General features: G+C 68.5%; 16 protein-coding genes and 5 pseudogenes. 11 read left to right on the top strand and 10 right to left on the bottom strand.

Annotated elements, in window-relative coordinates; all coding sequences use genetic code 11:
• Positions 1–14: 14 nt before the first annotated feature.
• Positions 15–266 (bottom strand): annotated as a pseudogene (locus OHB41_RS42680) (integrase core domain-containing protein); the annotation flags it as partial.
• 696 nt (positions 267–962) lie between these two features.
• Between OHB41_RS42680 and OHB41_RS52115 the strand changes: the two are divergent.
• The 4 genes and pseudogenes from OHB41_RS52115 to OHB41_RS42705 all read left to right on the top strand — a co-directional run.
• Positions 963–1,262: pseudogene (locus tag OHB41_RS52115) on the top strand (LysR family transcriptional regulator); the annotation flags it as partial.
• Positions 1,263–1,915: 653 nt separating this feature from the next.
• Complete coding sequence (locus tag OHB41_RS42690; protein WP_266705426.1) at positions 1,916–3,373, top strand: serine hydrolase domain-containing protein; 1,458 nt, start codon at positions 1,916–1,918, stop codon at positions 3,371–3,373.
• Positions 3,374–3,628: 255 nt separating this feature from the next.
• Positions 3,629–4,654 (top strand): alcohol dehydrogenase, encoded by a 1,026-nt coding sequence (locus tag OHB41_RS42695; protein ID WP_266705428.1) that lies wholly within the window; start codon positions 3,629–3,631, stop codon positions 4,652–4,654.
• 1,249 nt (positions 4,655–5,903) lie between these two features.
• Positions 5,904–6,365 carry a hypothetical protein gene (locus OHB41_RS42705; protein ID WP_323138442.1) on the top strand — a complete coding sequence of 154 codons (462 nt, stop codon included), beginning with the start codon at positions 5,904–5,906 and terminating at the stop codon, positions 6,363–6,365.
• On the opposite strand, the gene OHB41_RS42710 is transcribed toward OHB41_RS42705, so the two are convergent.
• The 3 genes from OHB41_RS42710 to OHB41_RS42720 all read right to left on the bottom strand — a co-directional run bounded on the left by OHB41_RS42710 (position 6,337) and on the right by OHB41_RS42720 (position 9,022).
• A complete protein-coding gene (locus OHB41_RS42710; protein WP_266705432.1) occupies positions 6,337–7,152 on the bottom strand; it encodes an IS5 family transposase in 816 nt (271 codons plus the stop codon). The genes OHB41_RS42705 and OHB41_RS42710 overlap by 29 nt on opposite strands.
• 427 nt (positions 7,153–7,579) lie before the next feature.
• Positions 7,580–8,410, bottom strand: a complete 831-nt coding sequence (locus OHB41_RS42715; RefSeq protein ID WP_266705434.1) for an SAM-dependent methyltransferase — start codon at positions 8,408–8,410, stop codon at positions 7,580–7,582.
• A 381-nt stretch (positions 8,411–8,791) separates the two neighbouring features.
• On the bottom strand, positions 8,792–9,022 hold the full coding sequence (locus OHB41_RS42720; protein WP_266705436.1) for a hypothetical protein: 231 nt from the start codon (positions 9,020–9,022) through the stop codon (positions 8,792–8,794).
• A gap of 141 nt (positions 9,023–9,163) precedes the next feature.
• Between OHB41_RS42720 and OHB41_RS42725 the strand changes: the two are divergent.
• Positions 9,164–9,511: pseudogene (locus OHB41_RS42725) on the top strand (transposase family protein); the annotation flags it as partial.
• Positions 9,512–9,801: 290 nt separating this feature from the next.
• On the opposite strand, the gene OHB41_RS42730 reads toward OHB41_RS42725, so the two are convergent.
• From OHB41_RS42730 to OHB41_RS42740, 3 genes are all read right to left on the bottom strand, one after another.
• Positions 9,802–10,296, bottom strand: a complete 495-nt coding sequence (locus tag OHB41_RS42730) for a transposase (RefSeq protein ID WP_526025082.1) — start codon at positions 10,294–10,296, stop codon at positions 9,802–9,804.
• Between the two features lie 40 nt (positions 10,297–10,336).
• Positions 10,337–10,687 carry a hypothetical protein gene (locus tag OHB41_RS42735; protein ID WP_266705438.1) on the bottom strand — a complete coding sequence of 117 codons (351 nt, stop codon included), beginning with the start codon at positions 10,685–10,687 and terminating at the stop codon, positions 10,337–10,339.
• 145 nt (positions 10,688–10,832) lie between these two features.
• A complete protein-coding gene (locus OHB41_RS42740; RefSeq protein ID WP_266705440.1) occupies positions 10,833–11,222 on the bottom strand; it encodes an ArsR/SmtB family transcription factor in 390 nt (129 codons plus the stop codon).
• Positions 11,223–11,315: 93 nt separating this feature from the next.
• Here OHB41_RS42740 and OHB41_RS42745 point away from each other — a divergent pair, with 93 nt between their 5' ends.
• The 3 genes and pseudogenes from OHB41_RS42745 (at position 11,316) to OHB41_RS42755 (ending at position 15,490) form a co-directional block, all read left to right on the top strand.
• Positions 11,316–13,292 (top strand): heavy metal translocating P-type ATPase, encoded by a 1,977-nt coding sequence (locus OHB41_RS42745; RefSeq protein WP_266705442.1) that lies wholly within the window; start codon positions 11,316–11,318, stop codon positions 13,290–13,292.
• Positions 13,289–13,704, top strand: a pseudogene (locus tag OHB41_RS42750) ((2Fe-2S) ferredoxin domain-containing protein). The gene OHB41_RS42745 and the pseudogene OHB41_RS42750 overlap by 4 nt, the downstream one beginning before the upstream one ends.
• A 556-nt stretch (positions 13,705–14,260) precedes the next feature.
• On the top strand, positions 14,261–15,490 hold the full coding sequence (locus OHB41_RS42755) for an IS110 family RNA-guided transposase (protein ID WP_266705444.1): 1,230 nt from the start codon (positions 14,261–14,263) through the stop codon (positions 15,488–15,490).
• Between the two features lie 75 nt (positions 15,491–15,565).
• Here OHB41_RS42755 and OHB41_RS42760 read toward each other — a convergent pair whose 3' ends face one another.
• On the bottom strand, positions 15,566–15,832 hold the full coding sequence (locus tag OHB41_RS42760; protein WP_266705445.1) for a hypothetical protein: 267 nt from the start codon (positions 15,830–15,832) through the stop codon (positions 15,566–15,568).
• Positions 15,833–16,080: 248 nt separating this feature from the next.
• On the opposite strand from OHB41_RS42760, the gene OHB41_RS42765 reads away from it, so the two are divergent.
• The 3 genes and pseudogenes from OHB41_RS42765 to OHB41_RS52785 form a co-directional block, all read left to right on the top strand.
• Positions 16,081–16,728, top strand: coding sequence for a cysteine hydrolase family protein (locus OHB41_RS42765; RefSeq protein WP_266705446.1), 648 nt, complete (start codon positions 16,081–16,083; stop codon positions 16,726–16,728).
• 202 nt (positions 16,729–16,930) lie between these two features.
• Positions 16,931–17,284 (top strand): DUF1622 domain-containing protein, encoded by a 354-nt coding sequence (locus OHB41_RS42770; RefSeq protein WP_266705447.1) that lies wholly within the window; start codon positions 16,931–16,933, stop codon positions 17,282–17,284.
• Between the two features lie 331 nt (positions 17,285–17,615).
• Positions 17,616–17,921 (top strand): annotated as a pseudogene (locus OHB41_RS52785) (transposase); the annotation flags it as partial.
• 784 nt (positions 17,922–18,705) lie between these two features.
• On the opposite strand, the gene OHB41_RS42780 reads toward OHB41_RS52785, so the two are convergent.
• Positions 18,706–21,243 (bottom strand): SpoIIE family protein phosphatase, encoded by a 2,538-nt coding sequence (locus OHB41_RS42780; RefSeq protein ID WP_266705448.1) that lies wholly within the window; start codon positions 21,241–21,243, stop codon positions 18,706–18,708.
• Between the two features lie 109 nt (positions 21,244–21,352).
• Positions 21,353–25,606, bottom strand: coding sequence for a HAMP domain-containing protein (locus OHB41_RS42785; protein WP_526025083.1), 4,254 nt, complete (start codon positions 25,604–25,606; stop codon positions 21,353–21,355).
• Between the last annotated feature and the right edge of the window lie 349 nt (positions 25,607–25,955).

Consider the following 25,955-nt stretch of genomic DNA (forward strand, 5'->3'; position numbering starts at 1 on the left):
TGTTCGGAGAGTGGTTCGTACTCGATCGGGGTGCGGTAGCCCAGCGCTGAGTGGCACCGCTGTCGGTTGTGGAAGACCTCGATGTACTCGAAGATCGCGTTCGCCAACTCGACCCGGGTCTGCGACCGTTTGCGGTTCAACAGCTCGATCTTCATCGAGGACCAGAACTACTCCGCCATCGCGTTGTCCAAGCCGTCTCCGACCGTGCCGAACGATGGCAGGAGCCCGGCGGAACGGATCCTTTCCCCGACGGCCCAGGAGGTGAACCCAGGTTCCGTCTCATTCAGCTTGGTTCAGGGCCATCCACGGCGGGACCGAACCCGAAGCCAACAGGACCGCCGAACGCCCATGAACGCAGTGGTCAGCCTTGTATGTAACCCGCGCAGCATCAACAGACTTCGAAAGCGTGCGCCGACCGGCGCTCACGCCAGAAGTGGTGCGCGGCCGGCGCTGGCAGGTCACCTCGTGGCCATCGACGAAGCCCGACCGTCGGTTAGGTCCCGGACAAGTCTCCGGGCCGCCCCCAGACAGGCCGGGGATGAAGCCATCCCTTCAGAGCTGGAACCCCCGGAAGCCGACCGCGCGCTTGAGACCATAGACGCAGGCACTGACAACGGACCTGCCGGCGATGGACCGTTGAGCGATGAGTGTCTAACTGCGTGACAACGCAGACGCACAACGGCGGACGCCCCCGAACGTCTGCGGACCATCAGCGCAGGTGAAGGGCCCACCAGCTCAAGGCGCAGCTCCCACCTGGGTTGCTTCGGGACGAAGCAGTCCCCGTGCCACAGTTGTGCCACATCGTGCGGTCATTCACGGTCAACGACGGCTCGGCAGAGTCGAGATGCTCCGGTTACCTGGGCTGCCGCTACAGCCGAAGTGACCTGGGCGGACCGGCCGCCGATCACGTCCGCCCTTACAACGCAGTAGTCGCGGACGCCTCGGCGGGTCATGATTTGTCTATGGCCGTCGCGGCGGAACTGCACTTCGGCCGTGCCGCCGAGCGCCTCGGAATGGCCCAGCCACCGCTCTCCCGGGCGATCCAGCAGCTCGAGCGGCGTCTCGGCGTCTCCTTGCTGAATCGCAACCGACGCGGTGTCTCCCTGACCGGCGCCGGAGAGATGCTGCTGCACGAGGGCCGCGCAACGCTCGACGCGACCACCGCTGCCGCTCGGCGCACCTGTCGCGCCGGTGGCGCCGATGGTCCGGGCGGTCCCCGCAACCGCCTGGTGCTCGCGGTGAAGGCCGGTGCGTCCCAGGACTGTGAGCCGACCGGGCCTTCCACCGCCGCGACACACCGCCTGACGGTCGGCCGAGGTCGCGTACGGCACGCAGCTCCTTCCCGGCAAGCGCCACCCGCACCTGGTGGGCGGACTGCCGGGTGCCCCTTCCGGGAGCGTCCAACTCCCGGGTGAATCCGGGGGTGTTCGACCTCGGTTCCGAGCGGTGCCGCCGCGTACTCGACGGTCGTTCGCCCCCATGCGTGGCTGCCCCCCGCGTGTGGCCGGCCCTCATGCGCGGCCCGCCCTCCTGCGGGGGCGTCCGCGCCCGACCCGGGCGACGCGGAGGCGGTGACCGCGCTGCCGGAACCGAGTGCGACGGAAGCTCCCGCGACGGAGCCTGCGGAGCTTTGACGGGAGCCTGCGGAGCTGCGGAGGAAACCGCGGCGGCGTCAATCCCCCGACTACGTGTCGCCCTTGATCAAAGTGATTCGGTTCGCGTGCTGACGACCCCATGCGCCATACCACTTGAGCCTCCAGAGAGGCGTGGACGCCTCATGGACAGGTGGCGACGTACAAGGGAAGGATGGTGAATGCACCGAATGGCATCACTCCTTCCGTCGCCACCCGTCACCGTCAGTAAGTAGCCCGTTGCCACCCGCCGTGTCACCCGTCGTCGCCCCGGAGGCCCGCGTATGAGTGCCCGTCCCCTGCCCGTCAGCACCCCCGCCGCCCAGGGGGTCGACGCCGCGGGCGTCCACGCGTTCCTCGACGCGGTCGAGGCCGCGCCGGACATCGAACCGCACAGCCTGATGCTCCTGCGTCACGGGCACGTCGTGGCCTCCGGTTGGTGGGCGCCGTACGCACCCGACCGCCTCCACCTGCTGTACTCGCTCAGCAAGAGTTTCACGTCCACGGCCGCCGGATTCGCCGTCGCGGAAGGGCTGGTGCGCCTCGACGACCCCGTGATCTCGTACTTCCCCGAGTTCGAGGCGGAGATCACCGACCCGCGCAGCCGTTCCATGCTCGTCCGGCACGTGGCGTCCATGGCCAGCGGACACCTCGGTGAGACCTTCGAGGCGGCCGCCCGAGTCGACCGGAAGGAGATCGTGCTGGGATTCCTCCTCGTGCCGCCGGACCAGGAGCCGGGGACCGTCTTCGCCTACAACCAGCCCGCCACGTACACGCTCGCCGCGATCGTCCAGCGGGTGACCGGACAGTCGCTGACCGAGTACCTGCGGCCCCGCCTGCTCGACCCGCTGGGCATCGGTGAGACCGCCTGGCTGCAGCGTCCGGCGGGGCGCGACCTCGGCTTCAGCGGTCTGCACGCGGCGACGGACGCGATCGCCCGGCTCGGCCAGTTCTACCTCCAGGACGGAGTCTGGGACGGCGAACGCCTGCTGCCCTCCTGGTGGATCACGGAGGCCACGCGCGAGCAGATCCCCACCGCTGACGGTACGGCCGTGGACGCTGGCTCCGACTGGCAGCGGGGATACGGGTTCCAGTTCTGGATGGGCCGGCACGGCTACCGCGGCGACGGTGCCTTCGGGCAGTTCTGCGTGGTGCTCCCCGAACAGGACGTGGTGATCGCGACGACGGCCGCGACCGAGAACATGCAGGCCCTGCTGAACCTGATGTGGCGGCACCTCCTCCCGGCGTTCGGTTCCACGCCGCTCGCGGGCACCGAGGACGAGGGGCTGCGACGCCGTCTGGCGGGGCTGGCCCTGCCACCGGTCGAGGCGAGCCCCGAACCGCCCGCTGCGGGTGACGCCTGGGCGCGCACCGTGTTCGTCCCCCAGGACGGCGTCTGCGCGGAGCAGCGAACCCTGACGGGTGTAGAGGTCGTGGCCCCGGTGGACGACGGCGGCTGGAGGGTGTCGCTCGCCGAGGGCGACGAGCGGCACGAACTGCGGCTCACCGCGGCGGGGTGGACGGTCGAGGACGGGCCGATCCCCATGGCGGTGAGCGGAGGATGGACGGATCCGGACACGCTCCGCTTCGACGTGGTGTTCCTGGAGACCCCGCATCGCCTGACCGTGCGCTGCGTGCTGTCGGACGGCACCTTCGGCGTGCGCTGGCACACGACGCCGCTGCACCGGGGCCCACTGCGCTCACTGGCGGCACCCGGACGGGAACGGGTGTGCCAGGGGTAGGGGCAGCCGGGGCATCGGCGAACTCGCCGACCACTTTGAGCTGCTGTAACGTGAAATCACCCGCCGCCGCGCCCGTCAGCGGCCCGTCGAGGTGCGGGGGCCTGCCCCCGCACCGCCGCTGACCGGCGCCCACCACAGGGGTGATGCCCGCCGGTCCGGTCCGCGTTTCACACGCGTCGGGTTCGCGGGCCCAGCGCGACCACCTGCGAGCAGAGAGCCTCGAGATCGGTCCGACTCTCCAAGGCAGGGATCCAGATGACCACCTATCGAGTCGCTCAAGTGGAGTCCGCCGGCGGTTCGTTCGAGATCGTCGAGCGAGAGGCCACTCCGCCGGGCCCCGGCCATGTGCGGGTCACCGTCGACGCCTGCGGGGTGTGCCACAGCGACACCTTCTTCGTGAACGCCGGGGTTCCGGGCGTGACGTTCCCGGTGGTCCCCGGGCACGAGATCGCCGGGCGCGTCGAGGAACTCGGAGAAGGGACGCAGGGCCGCGGCTGGGAGGTCGGCGACCGGGTGGCGGTCGGCTGGTTCGGCGGCGCCTGCGGCTACTGCACGCCCTGCCGGGAGGGCGACTTCGTCGTCTGCGAGAACCTGAAGGTTCCCGGGTGGCAGTACGAGGGGGGATACGCGGAGTCGGTCGTCGTACCGGTGGACACCCTGGCCCGGATCCCCGACGCGCTGGCGGCGACCGACGCGGCGCCGCTGGCCTGCGCGGGAGTGACGGTGTTCAACGGACTGCGGCGCAGCTCGGCACGGCCGGGTGACCTGGTGGCCGTCCTCGGAGTCGGGGGACTCGGCCACCTGGCGGTGCAGTACGCGGTCGCGATGGGCTGCGAGACGGTGGCCATCGCCCGTGGTGCGGGCAAGGCGGACTTCGCCAAGCGACTCGGCGCCCACCACTACGTCGACAGCACGGCCGACACGCCGGTCGCCGAGGCGCTGCGGTCCCTGGGTGGCGCACAGGTCGTCCTCGCCACCGCCTCCAACTCCGAGGCCATCACGGCGACCGTGGACGGACTGCGCCACCGCGGCGAGCTGGTCGTCATCGGCCTGGACGGCACTCCCCTGGGGGTCAGCCCGGCTCAGCTGATCACGGGCGCCAAGGTCGTCCGCGGGCATCCGAGCGGCACCTCGCAGGACACCCAGGACACCATGGCGTTCAGCGCCCTGCACGGCATCCGTCCGATGACGGAGGTCGTACCGCTGGACCAGACGGACGAGGCGTACCGGAAGATGCTCGCGGGCTCCGCGCGGTTCCGCATGGTGCTCAGTAATCGGTAATCAGTAATCGGTAAATCAGTAACGGGTGACGCTGTGCGGTTCCATCCGTGTGCCGGGGGCGCGGAGCGCGGATGGCCTCTGGCCAGGACCGAGCGTCGGCGCACGCTTTGCAGGTCTGTCGGTGGCCCGGACGTCGGGACGGGGCGAACGCTGCCTGTCGCGGCGCTAGGCAGCCTCGAGGTTGAAGTGGCCCGTCCGGGTGTCCGGTGTGCGCCGCGGTTCCTCGCAGGATCTGGCTCGCTTCTGCCCCATCTGAGGTGGTGCCGGTCGCCGTAAGGCTGTTGTCAGTGGGGGGTGTTAGCTTCCCGATCAGAGATGAGCCGGTTCAGTGTTCCTGCTGAGGAACACGGCGGCCAAGGGGGGTGGCCGGATAGGGGTCCCCGGACCTGCGTGGTCGTGGTCCCGGGACACCGAATGGCTCCGCACCCACCCCCCTCTCCATCTTCTGATCGTGCCTCTGGCCACTTCGGTCAGCGACGGTAATTCCGGTCGCTTCGAGACCCCGGAGGGACGGCAGCGGACAGGGGCAGTCACCGGGGTCGAAGTACCGCGCTGCTCTGTCGCGCGCTTGGCTGCCGTGGGTCTCTGACACCGACCAGCGCGTCCTGGGCCACCCCCATCGAGGCCCAGTTGGGACCCTTACGGGTGGCGCAACGCGAACGCCCGGCACCCCGACATCCTCGCCGCCCAACGCCGCGAACGTGCCAAGGTCCGCGGCGAACGACACCAACGCTGGGGTCGACCACGACCACAAGCCGCATGACCAACCCCGGCAAATGTCCTTCGACAGCGAAGTCAGTCGACGTCGTCGCTCTGATCTGGGGCGACTGACTTCACTGTCAAGGCGTCTGCCTTGTGGCCACCCGCCACAGGGAGGCGAGAATCCTCGGCTTCGCCACGCACGATGGACCAGCCCGTCGCCACATCACCCAACCGTTGTGGCAGACGTACTCGACCCCGGGAAACTCGTGCATCCACGCGGCCAGGGTCTGGGCGGTGCGGTCGGGCAGGCCGTCCATCCGCTCACCTGCCGGTGTCGATGCCGAGGAGCTTCGCCACCCCGGCGACCCGCCGGCCGGAGGTGCGGCTGCGCGGCGATCATCATCCGGGGATCACGTCTAAGACGCCATCCGCTTTCCGAACGTGATCGGTTGGTTCGGGGTGGGTGGGCATGAACTCCGGTCGGCGGCAGGAGAGATGGGCATGGTTGGTCCGCTCGTCTCGCTCGTGGGGGTGGCTGGTGCCGTCGGTGCTTGGTTTGCTGGAGGCCCGGGAGAAGAGGGTCCGGGAAGAGATCGCGCGGCTGCGGGAGGAGACCGAGCGGGTGCAGGCCGCGCTCGGCGACGCGGAACGTGCGCTTCAGCGGCTGGTGGATGCCCGCGTGACGGTGGCGGAGGTACTGGCCGAGCCGTCGTCCAAGGTCGCTGAGTCGGCGCGGAGCGCGGTGGCGGGCTCGCCCGTGCCGCGGCGGGCCGAGGGCATGGCGGTGGCGGTCCTCGCACCGGACTACCAGCGGATCCTGTCGGTGCTGGAGTCAGAAGCGGGCCGAGAGGGCATGCGCTGCCAGCAACTGGCCGCGGCCCTGGGGCTGGAGGCCATCCCGGCGAAGGTCGAGGGGCTGCGCTCGAAGACGAAACGTCTGGTGGAGCGGGGGTGGGCCCTCCAGGTGCGGCCGGGGGTGTTCACCGCGCTCGTGGTGCCGGCCGTCTGAAGGCACCCGGGCGGCGTCCGGCCAGGCGGCCGCTCATGAGCATGGTCATCGACCACAGCACCATGGCCTCGTGCATGGCGGGCAGCGTCTCGTAGTCGCGAACCAGTCGACGCGAACGCATCAGCCAGCTCAGCGTTCTCTCCACCACCCACCTGCGCGGCAGCACCACGAACCCCACGGTGTCATCAGTCCGTTTGACGATCTCCAGAGTGAGCCGGAGCTTCTCGCGGGCCCAGTCGACCAGGCTGCCGGCATAGCCGCCGTCCGCCCAGACCAGGCGGATGGAGAAGTACATTTTGCGCAGCCACTCCAGCAGGGGCACCGCGGCATCGCGGTCCTGCACGCTTGCCGCGGTCACTGCCACGGCCAGGACCAGGCCGAGGCAGTCCACCACCAGGTGCCTCTTGCGCCCGCCCACCTTCTTCCCGCCGTCCCATCCGGATGTCGAGCGCGGGATGTTCGCCGCCGCCCGCACCGACTGCGAGTCCACGATGGAGGCCGTCGGGTCCGGTGAGCGGCCCTCCTTCGCCCGGACCTTGTCGCGCAGTCGGTCGTGGAGCTCGGCGAGCAGGCCGTTGACCTGCCAGCGGCGGGCGAAGGCGTGCACCCGCCGATACGGAGGGAAGTCCGCAGGCAGGTTGGCCCACTTGACGCCGTTGTCGACCACGTAGCGGACAGCGTCGATCATCACACGGTGGCAGAAGCCCTCCGGCCGCCCACCCCGCCCCTCCAACCAGGCCGGAACCGGCAGTACCGCCCGGATGACCTGCCACTCCGCCTCCGTCATGTCGGAGGCATAACACGGGGTGCGGTCCGGCCGGTCTGCAGCGTTGCCGAACCTGTGCGCGAGACAGTCACACGGGAGAGACGGCGCGTTGGACTCCACGCATGCGGACGCGAAAGACTGCGGCAACAGGGCCTCCTGGTGATCGGTTTGGTTCGCACCTCCGAACTACCAAGAGGCCCTGCTGCCATGCGCCGCTTCTCGCGTGATCACCCGATCAGGAATCCCGTTCGCCCAGACCAGCCCCGCGATCGATAAGCGGATGGCGTCTAAGGGCTGTCCCGTAATCCCCGGTGGGTCAGCGCGCGGCGTCAGATGGTGCATCGCAAGGCGGAGGTCGTCCTCATACTGGGCGTATTCGGGCGATCCGACAACGCGGCGAGGTGCCGTAGCTGTCGTCGTGCGCCCGCCGGGGATTACGGGACAGCCCTTAGGCTTTCCGGGCCAGTCCGGCGGCTATGAGGTGTTCCCAGACCGTGAGTTCTCGTCTTCCGCCGCTGTTCTTCCAGGGGTTGTCGCTCTCGTCGGGACGCCACAGGGACGCGGGGACGATCCCGGGGTCGAGGATCTCCAGGCCGTCCAGCAGAGAGGCGATCTCCGCGTCGGTGCGCCACCGGCCGCGGCCGAACGTCTGCTGGAGGACCTTCTCGGCCTCCGCGGTCTCCGGGTTGTTGCCGGAGCGGAAGTGGCTGATGAAGAAGTAACTTCCGGAGGGGACGTGGTCTCGCCAGTAGCGGACGATGCCGGCCGGGTCCTCGTCATCGTTGACGTGGTGGAGGATAGCGCTGAGGACGACGGCGACGGGACGAGTGAAATCGATGATTTCCAGGGTGTCAGGGTGAGTGCGGATGCCTTCGGGGTTGCGCACATCGACCGCGACGACGCGGGTCCGGTCGTTGTTCTCCAGCAGCGCGCGGCCGTGGACCAGCACTTGGGGGTCGATGTCGACGTAGACGACCCGGGACTCGGGGGCATGCCGTTGCGCGACCTGGTGGACGTTGTCCGCGGTCGGCAGACCACTGCCCAGGTCGATGAACTGTCGAATGCCGGTGGTCTTCGCGATCTCCCTGACAGCCCGGGTCAGGGCCGCGCGGTTGGCGAATGCGATGGCCACCGAACCAGGTAGGTCGCGCTTGAACACGTCGCCGATCTCACGGTCCACGGCGTAGTTGTCCTTGCCGCCGAGCAGGTAGTCGTAGACGCGGGCGATGCTGGGCTTGGCCGGGTCGATGGAGGAGCCTTCGTACGTCATGGCGGCCATTATTTCCCGCAACGTCGCCTGCGGACCCTCGTTTTGGGATCCTCCGGCCGGTTGGGGGGTGGCGCGAGGCCATGGGTGCCTGAGCTCGGTGTCAAACGCCTCGATCGGATGACAGCGCGACTGGCTTCACTGTCCAAGGACAGCGAACGTTCGTGGACAACGCACTGGCGACGCTCGCCAGGGTCAGCGCGTTTCCTCGCGCCCACTCGGCCAGAAGACACCCTGAGCCTTTTCCCACCTGATCGCTGAGCCTGCCCCGTACGGCTCGCGTCGAGTGGCAGATCACCTTCAACCGCCAAAGCGCGGCTGAACAGGGCCCCCAACGGGCCCACAAAGCGCCTGCCAGGCACCATCTGACATCGGCGTCCCGAAGTCGTCGTCTCAGCTGGTTGTGTGCGCCTGTTCCTCCAGCCAGGTCATGAAGCGCGTGCGCTCTTCGCCGCACCCGCCGCTGCCGGAGGCCTCGCTGTTCGGGCTGAAGGTAGAGCCATACGGTCCGGAGGTGAGGGCGCAATCCTCCCGCACGGGCCGCAGAGCGTAGTAGCCGAATGCTGCCAAACCCACGACCAGCAGGGCAGTCAGCAAGTAGCGGCGGGCTATCGGGGAGGGCATGCTGTGATGCTATCGGCGCGACACATGGCCGGGGCACTGCCAACCTTCGGCGTAGGCGGGTCGGTTGGTTCGACACATGGGTGAAGCCCTTGGTAGACGGATTCACGACCAAGATCACCCAGTACCCACCAGAGGCCTGACGTGCTTGTCCACCCGTGCGGGCTGGACGTGTCCAGCCGGTCCCTGTCCTTCCTCGCTGCTCGTCTGCTTGAGCAACGTCGTCGGATCGGGAGCCGGTGGCGCCGGCTCTCAGCCGGCCGCCAAGCCCTGCTGGTGCTGGCGCATCTGCGCAACGGGACCACGTACGCCCGGCTCGCGGCGGTTTCGAAGTCGGGACGAGCACGCTCTACCGCTACATCAACGAGGCCGTCGACCTACTGGCCGCACTCGCCCCCACCCTCGACGAGGCCGTCCGGGCCGCTTCGCGCACGGCGTACGTCCTGCTCGACGGGACGCTTCTGCCGATCGACCGGATCGCCGACGACCGACTTGTCGAGGCCGGGCGGGCGACCCGCTGCCCGGCCCCGGCGTACGCGGTTCATGGCGTGGCCGCTCTTCTCTGGGATGACGTGGCGGATGCCTCGTCATCGCAGATAGCGCCGGGTCCGGCGGTTGCTGTGGGCCCTGTCGGCACTCACGCTTTCCCGGTGTGCCGCGTGGGCGCCCCGGCCCGAGGCGGGGCACCCGGATGCGCTCCATGACCGGCTCGGACCGGGTGCAGTCCGTCCGCTGTCCCGCCGTCAGCAACAGTGACGGCACGCGGCAGCGACCGTCGGCACTCAGGTGGATCTTGGCGGTGAACCCTCCTCCGGAGCGACCGAGCGCCTCACCTCCTGCACGACCCCCACCAAGCGGGCGCGTAGCCTCGCCCACGGCATCCCGCTCTGATGTGCCATCGCCACCGCCCTTTTTGACGCAGCGGGTGGCAGGGCTCGCGGGCGCCGGCGGCGTGCTCGTGGGCACGAATCGAGGTGGAACCGACCGAGACGTCCCAGTCGGTCCCGCTCGCGGCATCGGCCTGGGCCTGCACCTGCTGGAGCAGCGGCTCCCAGGTCCCGCCGGGCTGCCCAGCGTCGGTGGCGCTCATAGACGGTCTTCCACGGCCCGTAGCGTTCTGGCAGATCCTGCCATTGCACCCCGGTCCGGACCCGGTGCGGGATGCCGTCGACCACCTGACGGTGGTCGCGCCACCGCCCGCAGCGGTTGTTGGCCGCTGGCAGGAACGGCTTCGGACATCGCCACTCCGCCTCTGTCAGATCTCCCCGACCAGTCAGGCAAGAGCCAACGAGTCAGTGGACGGCATCGACGACGCGATCAGTACCGGCGATGCCACCACGCCACCTCCGGATCCGCCATGGGCTCATGGTGCGTTCGTCTGAGCAGCACCTCGTCCAGGCGCTCGACCCGCACACGCAGTTCGGCGGCGGCGCTCGGCGGCAGCATGAACAGAGCCTCTTGCAGCTTGTCCCGGGCCCAGCCCTCGCCGCAGCATGGGCAGGCGAACTCGGCCTCCCACCGCTTCCACCGACGTTCGGTGCCGTGGACGCGGACCGACCACACGCTCAGCGCGACGGACACAATGCCCGGCGCCAGTCGACCCCGCTCGAGCGCGCGGACGGCTGCATTCGCCGCCCCCGACAGGCCAGGGACATCGCGATAACGCACCCAGGGACTCCTCCAGCCACGTTTCTGCGGCCGAAGTGAAGCTGGCGTTCTACGCGGCACGGCCCCTTCGAATGTCAATCATGGACGGCATCCTTCCACGGCCGAGATCGGCCGGACAGAACCTGGAGCGCTGGACGCCCGCAAGCTACGGCCCGGCCGGCGTCTCTTCAGCGGAAGCCACAGGAGCATCGCGGATTCCCATGCGCAGGTGCTCAACGTGGTAGAGGGCCTGGTCGAGGAGTTCGGCGACGTGGTTGTCGTAGAGGGCGTAGATGATCGAGCGACCTCGGCGTTCCCCGCTGACCAGACCTAGATTGCGCAGCAGACGAAGTTGGTGGGAGCAGGCGGAGGCTTCCATACCGACGGCATCGGCGAGCTCTCCGACCGAGCACGGGCCTTCCTGGAGATGGGCCAGGATGTGGAGACGGGAGGGTGTGGCGAGGGCCTGGAGGGTGGCGGCGACATCGGCGGTGCCGACGGCATCGAGGCGCTCGCGGGTGGTGGCACTGCTGGCGGTGTCGGTTCCGTGGCCCATGGGGACATCATAGCGGTGACATATGAAGACCTGTTCAGATGTTCCTGTATGGTGAATATGTTGCCCCATCCGCCCGTGAAGGGTTGTTTTGTCATGTCTTCAGTCCTGGACCAGCGGCCTGCACGGGCCGCTACCGGGCCACGTCCGGCGTCGCCGAAACGGCGCACGCGGGTGCTGGCACTGCCGGAGGCCCGGTGGGCACTGGCCGCGCTGGTGCTGTTCCTGCTCGCCTTCCCCCTGCACCTCCTCGGAGCCCCGGCTTGGCTGTGGGCTCCGCTTTATGCGGCCGTGTATGTCACCGGTGGCTGGGAGCCAGGGTGCGAGGGCCTGAAGGCCTTGAAGGACCGGACCTTGGACGTGGATTTGTTGATGGTGGTGGCAGCACTTGGCGCCGCGGCCATTGGCCAGGTTCTCGACGGTGCACTGCTGATCGTCATCTTCGCCACTTCCGGAGCCCTGGAGGCCGTCGCGACCAGGCGGACCGCGGATTCGGTGCGTGGTCTACTCGACCTTGCGCCGACCACCGCGACCCGGCTGCTGGCAGGCGGCGGGGAGGACAGCGTTCCGGCCGACTCCCTCGCGGTAGGGGACACCATCCTGGTGCGGCCCGGCGAACGGGTCAGCGCCGATGGTCAAGTTCTCGACGGGACCAGCGACGTCGACCAGGCCACCATCACTGGTGAGCCGCTGCCGGTGGCAAAGCAGCCGGGAGATGAGGTGTTCGCCGGCACTGTCAACGGCACCGGCGCCCTGCGCGTACGGGTCGAGCGCGATCCGGCTGACTCAGTGATCGCCAGGATCGTGAAGATGGTCGATGAAGCCTCCGAGACCAAGGCACCCACACAGCTGTTCATCGAGAAGGTCGAGCAGCGCTACTCGATCGGCATGGTCATCGCCACGCTGGCTGTCTTCACGGTCCCGGTCGCCGTGGGCTCCGCACTCCAGCCGGCTCTGCTCCGCGCGATGACCTTCATGATCGTCGCCTCGCCCTGCGCCGTGGTTCTCTCCACCATGCCGCCGCTGCTCTCGGCGATCGCCAACGCGGGCCGCCACGGTGTCCTGGCGAAGTCCGCTGTCGTGATGGAACGCCTGGGCCAGGTCGACACCGTGGCGCTGGACAAGACGGGGACCCTCACCGAGGGCGCGCCTTATGTCACCGACATCCGGCCGGAGCGCCAATCGGGCCTGGACGCGGACGGGTTGCTGGCGCTCGCGGCAGCGGCGGAGCATCCCAGCGAACACCCTCTCGCGCGCGCCGTCGTCCAAGTCGCCCGCGAACGCGGCCTCGCCCTCTCCGAGGCTGCCAGCTTCACCTCCACGCCCGGCGTGGGCGTCACTGCAACCGTCGGCGGCCGTACCGTCCAGGTCGGCTCGCCGCCCAGACTCACCCTCACCGTCGGCCCAGACGTCACCGGCCTGGTGCAAGAACTCGAAGACGAAGGCCGTACCGCGGTCGTCGTCCTGCGTGACGGTGCCCCGGTCGGAGTGCTGGGTATCGCCGACCGGCTCCGGCCGGACGCGAAGGCGACGGTGGCCGCGCTCGCCGAACTGACCGGTCGAACCCCAGTCCTGCTGACTGGCGACAACGAGCGCGCCGCCCGGTACGTCGCCGCCGAAGTCGGCATCACCGATGTTCGGGCTGGTCTCCTCCCGCAGGACAAGGTGAGCGCCGTCCAAGAGTGCGACGCCGCGGGCCGACGGGTGCTCGTGGTCGGCGACGGTGTCAACGATGCCCCTGCCCTGGCCGCAGCGCACACCGGCATCGCGATGGGCAAAGCAGGCTCCGACCTCGCTCTGGAAACCGCCGACGCAGTCGTCGTTCGAGACGAACTCGCCACCATCCCCACCGTCGTGAACCTCTCCCGCAGGGCCCGACGCCTCGTCGTACAGAACCTGGTCATCGCCGCGGTCTTCATCACCGTGCTGGTGGTCTGGGACCTGATCGCCACCCTCCCGCTCCCGCTCGGCGTCGCAGGCCACGAGGGCTCCACCGTCATCGTCGGCCTCAACGGCCTGCGTCTGTTGCGTGAGCAGGCTTGGACCGGCTCCCTCAACAAGGGCACGCTGTGAGTAGACGCCCCCGCTCGACAGCTGCCCATACGAGGCCGGCCAATACCCGATGCACCGTCACCGTCTGCCGAGGGTGCTGTTGCGGCACCCCCTCCGAAGTCCGGCACTTGGACCACGAAGCCCAGCTCACCGACCTGCGCACCGCACTCGCCGGAGTAGTGACGGTCCGACGCACCAACTGCCTGGATGCGTGCGAGCGCGCGAACGTCATCGTCATCCAGCCCTCCGCAGAAGGACGAAAGGCCGGAGGGCGCCCTGTCTGGCTCGGCACGGTCAATGACTCCGGCGCCTCCGCAGACATCGCCACCTGGATCAGCAACGGTGGTCCTGGACTGGCCGAACCACCAGACACCCTTGGCCTTTACACCTTCCGGGCTCACGCCGCGTCCGCGCCGAGCTGCACGACGAATAAACCTCCATGCACACTGCACAGCGGCAGCAACCTTGCCCGGTGCTGTGCAGTGTGCACCCAACCGCTACGACCGCCGACCCGGTGAACCTAATTCGTTCTCAGCGGCCCATACAGAGCGGTTGTCGCTCCAGCGGGCTGTTCGAGTACGGGACTGCGACGCCTCCGGCGAACCGGGTTCATTGAGACCTCCGCATAGAGCGGCGTGCAGCCCCCCGTGCTCGTGGTGGTGGTCGCGTGGGCGTCGGACGGATTCCTACACGAAGCCTGGCTTGAGAAGCCTTGAGCGAAGAGCGAAGCGCTCGTGCCTGCGTGACCGCCGCCACCCCAGGCCGTGCTTGCTCGTTGACGTTGGTGGTGCGAGCCCGCTACATGGTGACCTCTCGATATGCCCGAGCTGCGAGCTCCCGTCGAGACCGAGGCCCGTGTGACGCGCTGGTGCCACGAACGGCTAGTGAGGTGGCGGACCGGCCCTGTCGCCGAGTCCTGGAATTAGGTCGCTGCGTGGCCCGCATGCGCTCGTGACCAGCGCAAACACCCACGCCATGGGGAGGATGCCTTGATCTACTGCGGAATCGACTGGGCCGAGAGGACGCACGACGTCGCCCTGGTCGACGACTCGGGCCAGCTGCTGGCCAAACGCCACATCACCGATGACGCGGCTGGCTACAAGATCCTGTTGGAGCTGCTCGCCGAGTACGGCGACACCGAGGAACACCCGATCCCGGTGGCGATCGAGACCTCCCGCGGTCTGCTGGTCGCCGTGCTGCGGCAGGGCAAGAGGAAGGTCTTCGCGATCAACCCGATGGCCGCCGCCCGCTACCGCGACCGGCACAGCGTCTCCCGCAAGAAGTCCGACCCGGGCGACGCCCTGGTGCTCGCGAACATCCTGCGCACCGACATGCACGCCCACCGGGCCTTGCCCGATGACAGCGAACTGGCCCGCGCCATCGCTGTCCTCGCCCGCGCCCAGCAGGACGCCACCTGGAACCGCCAGCAGATTTCCAACCAGCTCCGCTCCCTGCTGCGCGAGTACTACCCAGCCGCCCTGACGGCGTTCGAGTCGTGGAAGAACGGTCTGTGCCGCCCCGAAGCCCACGAAGTCCTCAAACTGGCTCCAACTCCCACGCGAGCTGCTCGACTGACTCGCGCCCAGTTCCAAGCCGCCCTCAAGCGAGCCGGCCGCCAACGCGGCATCGAAGCCGAGACCGAACGCCTCCGTGAGGTCTTCCGCGAGGACCACACCCACCATCCTGCCCTCGTCGAGGACGCGCTCGGCAAGCAGATGCTCGCCCTCCTGGTCCAGCTCCAGGCTGCCTGCACGGCTGCCGACGACCTCGCCCAGGCGGTGGAGGAAGCTTTCCCTCAGCATCCGGACGCTGAGATCATCCTCAGTTTTCCCGGCCTCGGCGTCCAGCTCGGCGCCCGGGTGCTCGCTGAGATCGGGGACGACCGCGGCCGTTTCGCCGACGCCCGCGGCCTGAAGGCATACGCCGGCTCCTCGCCCATCACTCGGGCTTCCGGCAAGAAGTCCAGCATCACCCGCCGCTGGGTCAAAAACGACCGCCTCAACCACGCCGGCTACCTCTGGGCCTTCTCCGCCCTCCGGGCCTCGCCCGGAGCCATGGCTCACTACCGTCGCCGCCGCGACGAGCATGGGGACTGGCACGCTGCCGCCCAGCGCAACCTCTTCAACCGCATGCTCGGACAGATGTTCCACTGCCTCCAGCGACGCGAACTGTTCGATGAGAACACCGCATTCCCAACTGCCTTGGCCGCTGCGGCTTGACGACTTGGGGTCGTGAGGTGTCTATGCGGTCACAGCACTCGGCGGGATGTCTGCCCGGTCCTGGCGGTAGCGCCGTCAGGTCACTTTCTGGTCGAGCAGTCTGCCTCGGCGGTGGTGCGCGCTGAGTGGCGGGGGGTCGCCGGAGCGGTGGCGGAGACAGGGAGCGACGACGCCCGTGGCCGCCGGCGCGCGGGCCGCCGCGGGCGGGCCGCCTTGATCCAGTAAGGAAACTCCTGCGTAACCGCGCTCCGCGCTCAGCGCGATCAGCAGATCGTCGACCAGAAGGGAGCGGGCGACAACTGGAAGGGAGTCGGCCACGGCCTCGCGACCGAGGTGCAGCAATTCACTGATGCATAACGCCGCGTCATGGGGCAAAGTGGAACGGAGGAGCGAATGACCGGAACAGCGCCTTCTCAGGGCACACACCCCGAAGGCGGGCTACGGCACTCGAGTGATGTCGCTTGGTGTCGGAACTATCCGCAGCGGCTCAGGAAGGCACCTCGCGTCGAACCGGAATGTGCTTCGGAGGGAAATCCACTGTACCGAATGCTTACCGCGCCAGCGGTTTGTTATCGCGTGAGGAGCGCAAGGTGGATGTGAAGAATAGTGACACGGCGGTTGTGTTCATTGACCCGCAGAACGACGTGCTGAGCGAGGGCGGGGCGAACTGGGACGCGGTGGGAGCGAGCGTCACAGAGAACAGGACCGTCGAGAATATGGAGAGAATCTTCGAGGCGGCTAAGGCGGGCGGATATGAGGTCTTCATCTCGCCCCATTACTTCTTCCCGACCGACAACGGATGGAAAATGAACGGGCCGCTTGAGACAAGCGAGCTCGAGACCCACACGTTCGCACGGGCGGGACAGCTCGATCTGACCGGGTTCCAAAACTCCGGGGCAGACTGGCTGGACCGCTTCAAGCCCTATATCGAAGATGGCAGAACGGTGGTCGCCAGCCCGCACAAGGTGTTCGGACCGGAAAGCAATGACTTGGTACTGCAACTGCGCAAGCGCGGAATGCAGAGGATTATTCTCGGCGGAATGCTGGCGAACATGTGCGTCGAGTCCCATATGCGGCACCTCATCGAGGAGGGATTTGAGGTCGCCGTGGTAAGGGACGCAACCGCTGGACCCCGACACCCCGTCTGGGGCGATGGCTATCAGGCGGCGATCATCAACTACCGTTTCTTCGCCCATGCGTTGCTGTCGACCGACGAAGTACTCGATCGAATGCACTGAGGAACTCGCAGCCGGGAAATAACACTCGCGCCCGTCCGATAGTTAATTTCAACGGGCGCCGTCGACGGTCGCCGGCCTACTGCGCGGGGAGTGCCGTGGAAACACGTCTGGCCCATTGTAGCGGGTGCTCGGAAAGGCGTGTCGGTAGCAACAGAGGTTGCGGCCACCAACGAGCGGATTCGTCGGCGCGAAAGAGGATACTGTGGAGTTCCAGCACATCGTGCAGCTGGTCGGTCGAGCCGTTGACGCCGTCGGCGTAGCCATCATAGTCGTGGGAATGCTCTTGGCGACCGTTCTCGCGACTATCCGGCTCAGCCGCCGACAGGTGGGCGTGTATCGCGGCTATCGCCGTCGCGTCGGGCGGTCGATCCTGCTGGGGCTGGAGTTCCTCGTAGCCGGCGATATCATCCGTACGGTCGCCGTTGCGCCGACGTACACAAGCGTCGGAGTGCTGGCCGTGATCGTGGGTATCCGCACCTTCCTCAGCTTTTCTCTCGAGTTGGAGATCACCGGGCGGTGGCCATGGCAAAAGCCGGTGGCCGAAGCCGAAGACTGACCCCGCGTGGCGCCGGCGGCCAGCGGAACGGCGCCATCCTGCCGTGAATTCTTGCGCCAGGGCTCAGTCTCACCAAACGTTTCGCACCAATTGCTCGTGCCTCTGTACACGTTGATGATGTTCCTCGTGGCGTATCCGGCAGGACGGCCCAGGCCAGCGCGAAGTCGGCGACGTCCTCCCAGCCGTCCTGTCCGATGGTGTAGTGGGCCACGCTCGCGCAGCCAGCTGAGGTGTTCGGCGGGACCGGACGGCGGGGATGCCGAGGATGAGCGGCTCAGTACTGCAACGGTTCTTGCCGTGACTGATGGCCAGGTCGTTCGTTGGTGTGGTTATGGGTGGGGACCTTGCTGATGTCAGGTTGTGGGCGGGTGAGCTCGAGGCGGTGCACGAGCGGTTTGTGCACCGGTTCAACAGGTCGGAGCCGCGGGAGTCGGCGCTTGCCTATATGCGGGGGCTGGTCGCGCCGCTGGAGCGGAAGAACGGCTGGACGCTGGCGGAGGAGGCCGGGCATGCCGGTCCCGATCGCATTCATCGGCTGCTGAACCGGATCGAGTGGGACGCTGACGAGGTCCTGGACGACGTGCGGACCTACGTCGTGGAACACCTCGGGGACCGTGAGGCCGTTCTGATCGTCGAATGGCACCGGATTCCTGTCAAGTCCGCCGCCATCCCGGCTGGCACCGCCACATGACCCTGGCCATGGCGGCCCACGCCTGCCTCACCGTCCTGCGCGCCCGCCAGCTGGATCAGGAAAGAGCAGAAACGGATCCTCCCAGCTCATCCACTACAGCCTCGCTGAAATCCGACGGCTGATCACCCGCCTCACGGACCGCCGGGACACCCCGGTCAGCCACATTCTGCACTGGTCACACTGGCGACGACGACGTCAATACCAAGCCCGCGTCCGCCACTACAAACGACGCGGGCACAGTCCATGACATCTACCCAGCACTCAGAGCAAGCACCGTTGCAGTACTAGGGCCTGTCCGATGTTGCAGGTCGCGGCTGCGGACGCCATGACCTGCGATACCGATCAGTCGGGGGCCTTTGCTGGGGCCTCAGCCTCTGGCAGCGCCGGATAGTCGGTCGGGTAGAGCCCGGCAGCGAAGCCGTACACCACATCGCCTCCGCGGGGCAGTTGCGCGTAGTCGTTGGCGAGTTTCCGCGGTGACGCCGTCGTCCGAGTAGCGCACCATACGGTGTGCCTGGGCCGTACGCGGATCGAGGTCGAATCCCTCCAACAACGGTTCCATGTCGGGTCGTCTGCGGGCAGTACGTAGCAGGTCGGTGGCATTGTCCTGCCGCAGCTTTTCGTAGGCTTTCGTCTTCTGTCCTGACCCCGTCAACAGAGCGATCGCCGCTAACTGGCCGGGCCCTTCCACCACCGCGGGGCAACTATGCGGGGCCCAGTTTTCTGTTGATCATTCCGGTGGCTTTGCGGGGATCTGGATGCCGATGAGGCAGGTGTCGTCGTCCGTGTCTGACTTGCTGTAGGTGAGCAGCCGGTCGAGGCGCTGCCCGAGGGCACCGGCGGGGGTCTCGGCGGTGCGCAGCAGCTGGGTCAGGGAGTCCTGCACGGCGGTGTCGCGGCGCTCGACGAGGCCGTCGGTGTACATGAGCAGTGTGTCACCGGGCTGTAGTTGAGTCTGGTCTTCTTCGTAGTCCGCGTCTGCCAGGGCGCCGAGCAAGAGGCCCCCGGTCAGGGGCAGGGTGTCCGCCTGGTCGCCGCGGACGAGGACCGGGGGGAGGTGGCCGGCTCTGGCCCAGCGCATGATGCGGGTGGGCGGGTCGTACAGCGCGCACACCGCGGTCGCGGTGAGGTGGTCGGTGAGGTGGTGGACGACGTTGTTGAGCCAGGACATCAGCTGGGCGGGGCCGGCGCCGGTCATGGCCAGGCCGCGCAGTGCGTTGCGCAGGACGACCATGCCGGTGGCGGCTTTGATGCCGTGCCCGGCGACGTCGCCTACGCTCAACAGGACTTGGCCGGTGGGCAGGACGACGGCGTCGTACCAGTCGCCGCCGACCATGGCTTCGGATTCGGCGGGCCGGTACCGCACGGCGACCTCGAGGCCGGACACCTCGAGCGGGCCGTGCGCAGGGGGCATGATGGCGTGCTGTAGCTGCAGGGCGAGGCGGTTGCGTTCGGCGGATTCCTGCTCGGTGTGGGCGAGCTGGTCGCGGGTGGCGGCCAGGGCCACTTCCGTCCAGTGCTGGGAGGAGATGTCCTGGTAGGCGCCTCGCAGGGCGGCAAGCCGGCCGTCGGAGCTGGTGACGGGTTCGGCCACGACCCGGATGTGCCGGGTGACGCCGTCGGATCGCTGCAGCCGGAAGGCGACGCTGGCGGAGCGGCCGTGGTGCACAACAGTGCGCAGGAAGCGGCCGATGGCGACGGCGTCGTCCGGGTGGGCGTGGGCGGCCAGCTCGTGCAGGGACAGCGGTCCGGCGGCGGGCGGCCGCCCGTAGAGGGCGAACAGCTCACCATTCCAGGTGATGTCGCCGGTGAGCAGGTCTTCCTCAAAGCCGCCGATCCGGCCGAGGCGTTGTGCGTGCTGCAGGATGCTGGCCAAGCGGGCGGTTTCGTCCTCGATGCGCCAGATCATCAGCAGGCTGTCGCCGTGACGGCTGACGCTGATGTCGGCGACCGTGCTCAGGGGGACCTGGTCGATGAGGGTGGGCAGCGTCATGCGCCGAGCCCTGAAGGGTTCCCCTGTGGCGTAGACCCTCTCCAGCTGTCCGAAGAGGTCGCTCGAGCCGACGATCAGGGGGTAGATCTGCAGCAGCAGTGCGCCGGTGAGGGTGCTGCGCGGCCGGCCGGCGGGGTCCTGGAAGTGGCTGTTGGTGTGGTGGATGCGGAAGTCGGCGAGCCGGCCCACGGTGTCCAGATGGGGGGTCAGGACCAGGGCTGGATCGTGCAGCCCGTCGGCGAGGTGAATGAGTTCGGTGGCGGCCCCGTCGGGTGCGGAGGCGCCCGGCGAGGGGCTGTCGCCGGTGGGGCGGGTCTCGAGGGTGTGGGCGCACAGGTCGGCCAGCGCCTCGAGTTGGCGGTGGATGGCGGGGGGCTGCTCGGTGAGCGGCTGGGGCCAGCAGATCTCCAGCACTCCGCTGATGCGGCCGCCGGTGCCCGCGCACAGGGCGATGCGCCCGCCGTCCGGGAAGTCGAGGTATCCGATGGAGGGCACGTGTCCGCTCATGGAGGCGATGTGCACGAGGCAGCGGTCGGTCAGGGCGCGCCTGGCCACGGTGGCGACGCCGGGCGGCACATGGCGCCAGCGTTCGGCTTCGTCGTCGCTGAACCCGGCGTGGCCGCGCAGGGTGAGCGAGCCGTCCGGGCTCGCCCCCCACACGGCGACGGCCGCGGCGCCCAGCGGGGTCAGAGCGTGCTGCAGCAGGGACTCGGCGACGGCCTGGGTGTCGCCGGCGGCCAGGGCGCCGCTCTCTGCGGCCCGCAGCCGCACCGCCAGGGACGCGCGGTCGTCTTCGCCGGTGCCGTTGCCGCTGAGCTGGAGGAATTCCAGCGCGATCTGGGCCACCTGGTCGCGGGCGGCCTGGTTGATGATGTCGGCGGCCAGTTCGAGGTCGGACACACCGGACCGTTCCGCGAGCTTCGCGAGTTGCCGTGCGGCCTGGACGGGCCCGCAGTGCAGCCGCTCGATCAAGATGCCCTTGGCCAGTTCGATCAGTGCGCGGCCATCCGCGGCGGCCCGGGCGGCCTGCACTTCCTCGTTCAGCCGTGCCACGGTCGCGGCCAGGCGGCCCACCGCGACCTGGCCGGTTGCCTGCGCAGCCGGCTCTATCTCCACGCCCGCGGACTCCGCCCGCTGCGGCTGGGCTGGGACCAGGCCCGCGTCCTGCGATGAGGCCGCGGTGCCGGGCACGCGCTCGTGCGGACGTGGCCCCTGCCGTGAGCCGTCGGCGAACGCGGCTTCCGCAGGGTCCTCGGCATACTCGGGTGCGCTCATCGTGCCGGCGACTCCTCGCAGGACCAGGCGCGTGCCGCCGGCCAGCCAAGGCGGCGACGGCCGGCGGGCACGGATGCGCGGCTGGAGACGGGAAAGACCAGCATGGTGCTCACTGCTCCTTGAGCCAGCGCCGGATGCACGCCACGAGATCGTTGGCGTCCACAGGCTTGGTGACGTAGTCGCTGGCGCCGGAGGCAAGGCTCTTGTCCCGGTCTCCCGGCATGGCCTTCGCGGTCACCGCGATGACCGGCAGGTCCACGTACTCGGGCATCTGCCGTATCTCGGCGGTCGCGGCGTAGCCGTCCATCTCCGGCATCATCACATCCATCAAGATCAGATCGATCTCGGGATGCGCCTTCAGGCACTCGATCCCCTTACGGCCGTCCTCGGCGTGCAGAACACGCATACCGTGCAGTTCCAGGATCCCGGAGAGGGCGTAGAGGTTGCGGGCGTCGTCATCGACGACCAGCACGGTGCAGCCCTGCAAGTGCTCATCGAGGGTGTCGAGCCGAGGCTGCCGGCTCTCCTCGCTGCGTACCAGCGCCACCACGTCTCCCGGCTGCTCGGCCGACAGATGCAGGGCGATGCGCTCGCGCAGTTCGTCCAGGCTGCCCAGGACTTCCAGCGAACGCCCGGCCGCCCGAGCCCGAAGTGCCTGCTCCAGGTCCGCGCCGAGCTGACGGTTGCTGTGCGCGAGCACGGGCACGTGCCGCAGTGCCTCATCACCGTCCATCGCGTCGAGGAAGGCCCCTGCCTGGCCCTCGGCCATGTCCAGCTCCAGCACGACGCAGTGGAAGGGCTCGGCCGCCAGTGCGGCGGCAGCTTCCTGGGCTCCGACCGTCGTGATCACCTCGACGTGGCCATGGCGATCGGATGTTCCAGGGCTTCCCTCAAGCCCGACCGCGCTTTCGGCGACCAGCGACAGCAGGCCGCGCTGGCGCTCTTCGATCACCAGCAGCCGACGCGGCTGCCCCTGCCCCGGAGCCTGTTCCGCGGGGGCAGACAGCTCCCGATTCGCTGGCAGCGCACTGGTTACCTCCCCGGGGGCCGGCATGCCCTGCTCGTCGGCCGGGGTCTGGTCGAGGAAGTCACCGCGTGCGGCCGGCAGGTACAACGTGAAGGTGCTGCCCCGGCCGGGCGTGCTCTGGGCGGTGAGAGCGCCGCCCAGGAGATGGGCGATCTCGCGACTGATGGACAGCCCCAGCCCGGTGCCCCCGTATTTGCGGCTGGTGGTCCCGTCCGCCTGCTGGAACGCGCCGAAGATCGTCTCCAGGTGCTGGGCTGCGATGCCGATCCCGGTGTCCTTGACCCGGAAGGCCACCACCGGCCCGTCCCGGTGCACACCGGCGGGTACCTCCTCCTCGCCGGCCGACTCGATGCACAGCTCGATACCCCCGCGCTCGGTGAACTTGATCGCGTTCGAGATCAGGTTGCGCAGCACCTGCCGCAGCCGGGCATCGTCGGTGACCAGATCCGAGGGCACCCGGGAGGCGGAGGCGATGGCGAAGGACAGGCCCTTCTGTGTGGTCATCGGGCGGAACGTCGCCTCGATGTAGTCCAGCAGCCCGCGCAGCGGGACCTGCTCGAGGTTGATGTCCATCTTCCCGGCCTCGACCTTGGACAGGTCCAGGATGTCGTTGATCAGCTGGAGCAGGTCGGAGCCGGCCGAGTGGATGATGCCCGCGTACTCCACCTGCTTCGGCGTCAGGTTGCGCGAGGGGTTCTGGGCGAGCAACTGGGCCAGGATGAGCAGGCTGTTGAGCGGGGTGCGCAGCTCGTGGCTCATGTTGGCCAGGAACTCCGACTTGTACTTCGACGCCAAAGACAGCTGCTGGGCGCGGTCCTCCAGCTCCTGGCGGGCCTGCTCGATCTGCAGATTCTTGCCTTCGATGTCGCGGTTCTGCGAGGCCAGGAGCTGGGCCTTGTCCTCCAGCTCCGCGTTGGAGCGCTGCAGTTCCTCCTGCTGCACCTGCAGTTCCTCGGAGCGGGCCTGGAGTTCCCCGGTCAGCCGCTGGGACTCCTCGAGCAGTTCATCGGTGCGAGCGTTGGCGAGGATGGTGTTGACGTTCACGCCGAGCGTTTCCGCGAGCCGCTCGAGGAAGTCGCGGTGGATGGAGGTGAAGGGCGTGAAGGACGCCAGTTCGATCACGCCGAGCACCTGGTCCTCCACCGCAATGGGCAGCACGATCAGTCCGCCCGGGGTGGCCTTGCCCAGTCCGCTGGAGATGCCGATGTACTCGCCGGGCACCCCCTCGGCGGTGATGACGCGGCGGCTGCGGGCCGCCTGGCCCACCAGCGACTCACCCAGCGTGAACCGGTCGTGGCCGTCGATGCCGGCGGGCCGGCCGTAGGAGCCCACGAGCCTGAGTTCCGTACCGCCCGGGGTGTCTTCGGCCAGGTAGAACGCGCCGTACTGCGCCGACACCAGCGGGGTGAGATCCTCCATGACCAGCTCGGCCACCACCGACAGGTCGCGGTGGCCCTGCATCAGGCCGGAGATGTGCGCCAGGCTGGACTTGAGCCAGTCCTGTTCCTGGTTGGCCTGAGTCGTTTCCCTGAGGGACCCGACCATGGCGTTGATGTTGTCCTTGAGTTCGGCGACCTCGCCGGAGGCTTCCACGGTGATCGAGCGGGTCAGGTCGCCCTCGGCGACCGCGCTGGCCACCTCCGCGATCGCCCGCACCTGGCTGGTCAGGTTCCCGGCGAGTTCGTTGACGTTCTCCGTCAACCGCTTCCACGTGCCCGAGACGCCCTCGACCTCTGCCTGACCGCCGAGGCGGCCCTCGCTGCCCACTTCACGTGCCACACGGGTGACCTCGGCGGCGAACGAGGACAGCTGATCCACCATCGTGTTGATGGTGGTCTTCAGTTCCAGGATCTCCCCGCGCGCATCGACGTCGATCTTCTTGGACAGGTCGCCGTTGGCGACCGCGGTTGTCACCTGGGCGATGTTGCGGACCTGGCCGGTGAGGTTGTTCGCCATCGAGTTGACGTTGTCGGTCAGGTTCTTCCAGGTCCCGGCGACGTTCGGCACCCTCGCCTGGCCGCCGAGCCGGCCCTCGGTGCCGACCTCACGTGCCACCCGCGTGACCTCGTCGGCGAACGCGGAGAGCGTGTCGACCATGGTGTTGATGACGTCGGCGAGGGCTGCGACCTCGCCCTTGGCCTCGACGGTGATCTTCTGGGACAGGTCGCCCTTGGCCACCGCGGTGGCGACCTGGGCGATGGAGCGGACCTGCCCGGTCAGGTTGGAGGCCATGACGTTGACGTTGTCGGTCAGGTCCTTCCAGGTACCGGAGACGCCACGTACGGTCGCCTGCCCCCCGAGGTTTCCTTCCGTGCCCACTTCGCGGGCCACGCGGGTGACCTCGTCGGCGAACGCCGACAGCTGGTCCACCATCGTGTTGATGGTCTCCTTCAGCTGCAGAATCTCACCCCGGGCATCCACCCGGATCTTCTGCGACAGATCCCCCTGGGCGACCGCGGTGGTGACGTCGGCGATGGAACGGACCTGCGCGGTCAGGTTGTCGGCCATGACGTTGACGGACTCGGTGAGGTCCTTCCACGTTCCCGAGACGCCCTTGACATCCGCCTGGCCGCCGAGCCGGCCCTCGGTGCCGACCTCGCGGGCCACGCGGGTGACCTCGTCGGCGAACGCCGACAGCTGGTCGACCATCGTGTTGATGGTGTCCTTCAGCTGCAGAATCTCACCCTTGGCCTCGACGGTGATCTTCTGGGACAGGTCGCCCTTGGCCACCGCGGTGGCCACCTGGGCGATGGAGCGGACCTGGTTGGTGAGGTTGCCGGCCATGAAGTTCACCGAGTCGGTCAGATCCCGCCAGGTTCCCGAGACGCCCTTGACGTCCGCCTGGCCGCCGAGCCGGCCCTCGGTGCCGACCTCGCGGGCCACGCGGGTGACCTCGTCGGCGAACGCCGACAGCTGGTCGACCATCGTGTTGATGGTGTCCTTCAGCTGCAGAATCTCACCCCGGGCATCCACGGTGATCTTCTGCGAGAGGTCGCCCTTGGCGACGGCGGTGGTCACCTGCGCGATGTTGCGGACCTGGTCGGTGAGGTTGCCGGCCATAAAGTTCACCGAGTCGGTCAGATCCCGCCACACGCCACCCACGCCCGGCACCTGAGCCTGCCCGCCCAGCCGGCCCTCGCTGCCCACCTCGCGGGCCACCCGGGTGACCTCGTCGGCGAACGAGGAGAGCTGGTCGACCATCGTGTTGACGGTCTCCTTCAGCTCCAAGATCTCCCCGCGCGCATCGACATCGATCTTCTGCGACAGATCCCCCCGGGCGACCGCGGTGGCCACCTGCGCGATGTCCCGAACCTGGGTGGTGAGGTTGCCCGCCATCGCGTTGACCGAGTCGGTCAGGTCCGCCCAGGTGCCCGAGACGCCCGGAACCTCGGCCTGGCCGCCCAGGGTGCCCTCGGTGCCCACCTCGCGGGCCACCCGGGTGACCTCGGAGGTGAACAGGGCCAGCTGATCGACCATGCCGTTGAACACAGTGGCGATCTCCCCCATGAGACCGTCGGCCTCATCGGGCAGCCGGGTGCCGAAGTCACCGTCGCGCACCGCCGTCAGCCCCGCCAGCAACTGGCGCAGCTCCGGCTCCGCGACCTTCCCACCAGCCCGCGCCGGCCTGGAGCGGGGCACGGGGCGCGACGCCTCAACCGACGCCTCAGGCATGATCCATCCTCAT

It is taken from the genome of Streptomyces sp. NBC_01571 (assembly GCF_026339875.1).
GTDB lineage: Bacteria > Actinomycetota > Actinomycetes > Streptomycetales > Streptomycetaceae > Streptomyces.

Bases quoted from the DNA above. Each gene is read 5' to 3' on its own strand.
- OHB41_RS42780 (WP_266705448.1), bottom strand. From the start codon at position 21,243: ATGAGCGCACCCGAGTATGCCGAGGACCCTGCGGAAGCCGCGTTCGCC.
- OHB41_RS42710 (WP_266705432.1), bottom strand. From the start codon at position 7,152: ATGACGGAGGCGGAGTGGCAGGTCATCCGGGCGGTACTGCCGGTTCCG.
- OHB41_RS42785 (WP_526025083.1), bottom strand. From the start codon at position 25,606: ATGGCGGGCAACCTCACCACCCAGGTTCGGGACATCGCGCAGGTGGCC.
- OHB41_RS42690 (WP_266705426.1), top strand. From the start codon at position 1,916: ATGAGTGCCCGTCCCCTGCCCGTCAGCACCCCCGCCGCCCAGGGGGTC.
- OHB41_RS42715 (WP_266705434.1), bottom strand. From the start codon at position 8,410: ATGGCCGCCATGACGTACGAAGGCTCCTCCATCGACCCGGCCAAGCCC.
- OHB41_RS42720 (WP_266705436.1), bottom strand. From the start codon at position 9,022: ATGCCCTCCCCGATAGCCCGCCGCTACTTGCTGACTGCCCTGCTGGTC.
- OHB41_RS42745 (WP_266705442.1), top strand. From the start codon at position 11,316: ATGTCTTCAGTCCTGGACCAGCGGCCTGCACGGGCCGCTACCGGGCCA.
- OHB41_RS42740 (WP_266705440.1), bottom strand. From the start codon at position 11,222: ATGGGCCACGGAACCGACACCGCCAGCAGTGCCACCACCCGCGAGCGC.
- OHB41_RS42695 (WP_266705428.1), top strand. From the start codon at position 3,629: ATGACCACCTATCGAGTCGCTCAAGTGGAGTCCGCCGGCGGTTCGTTC.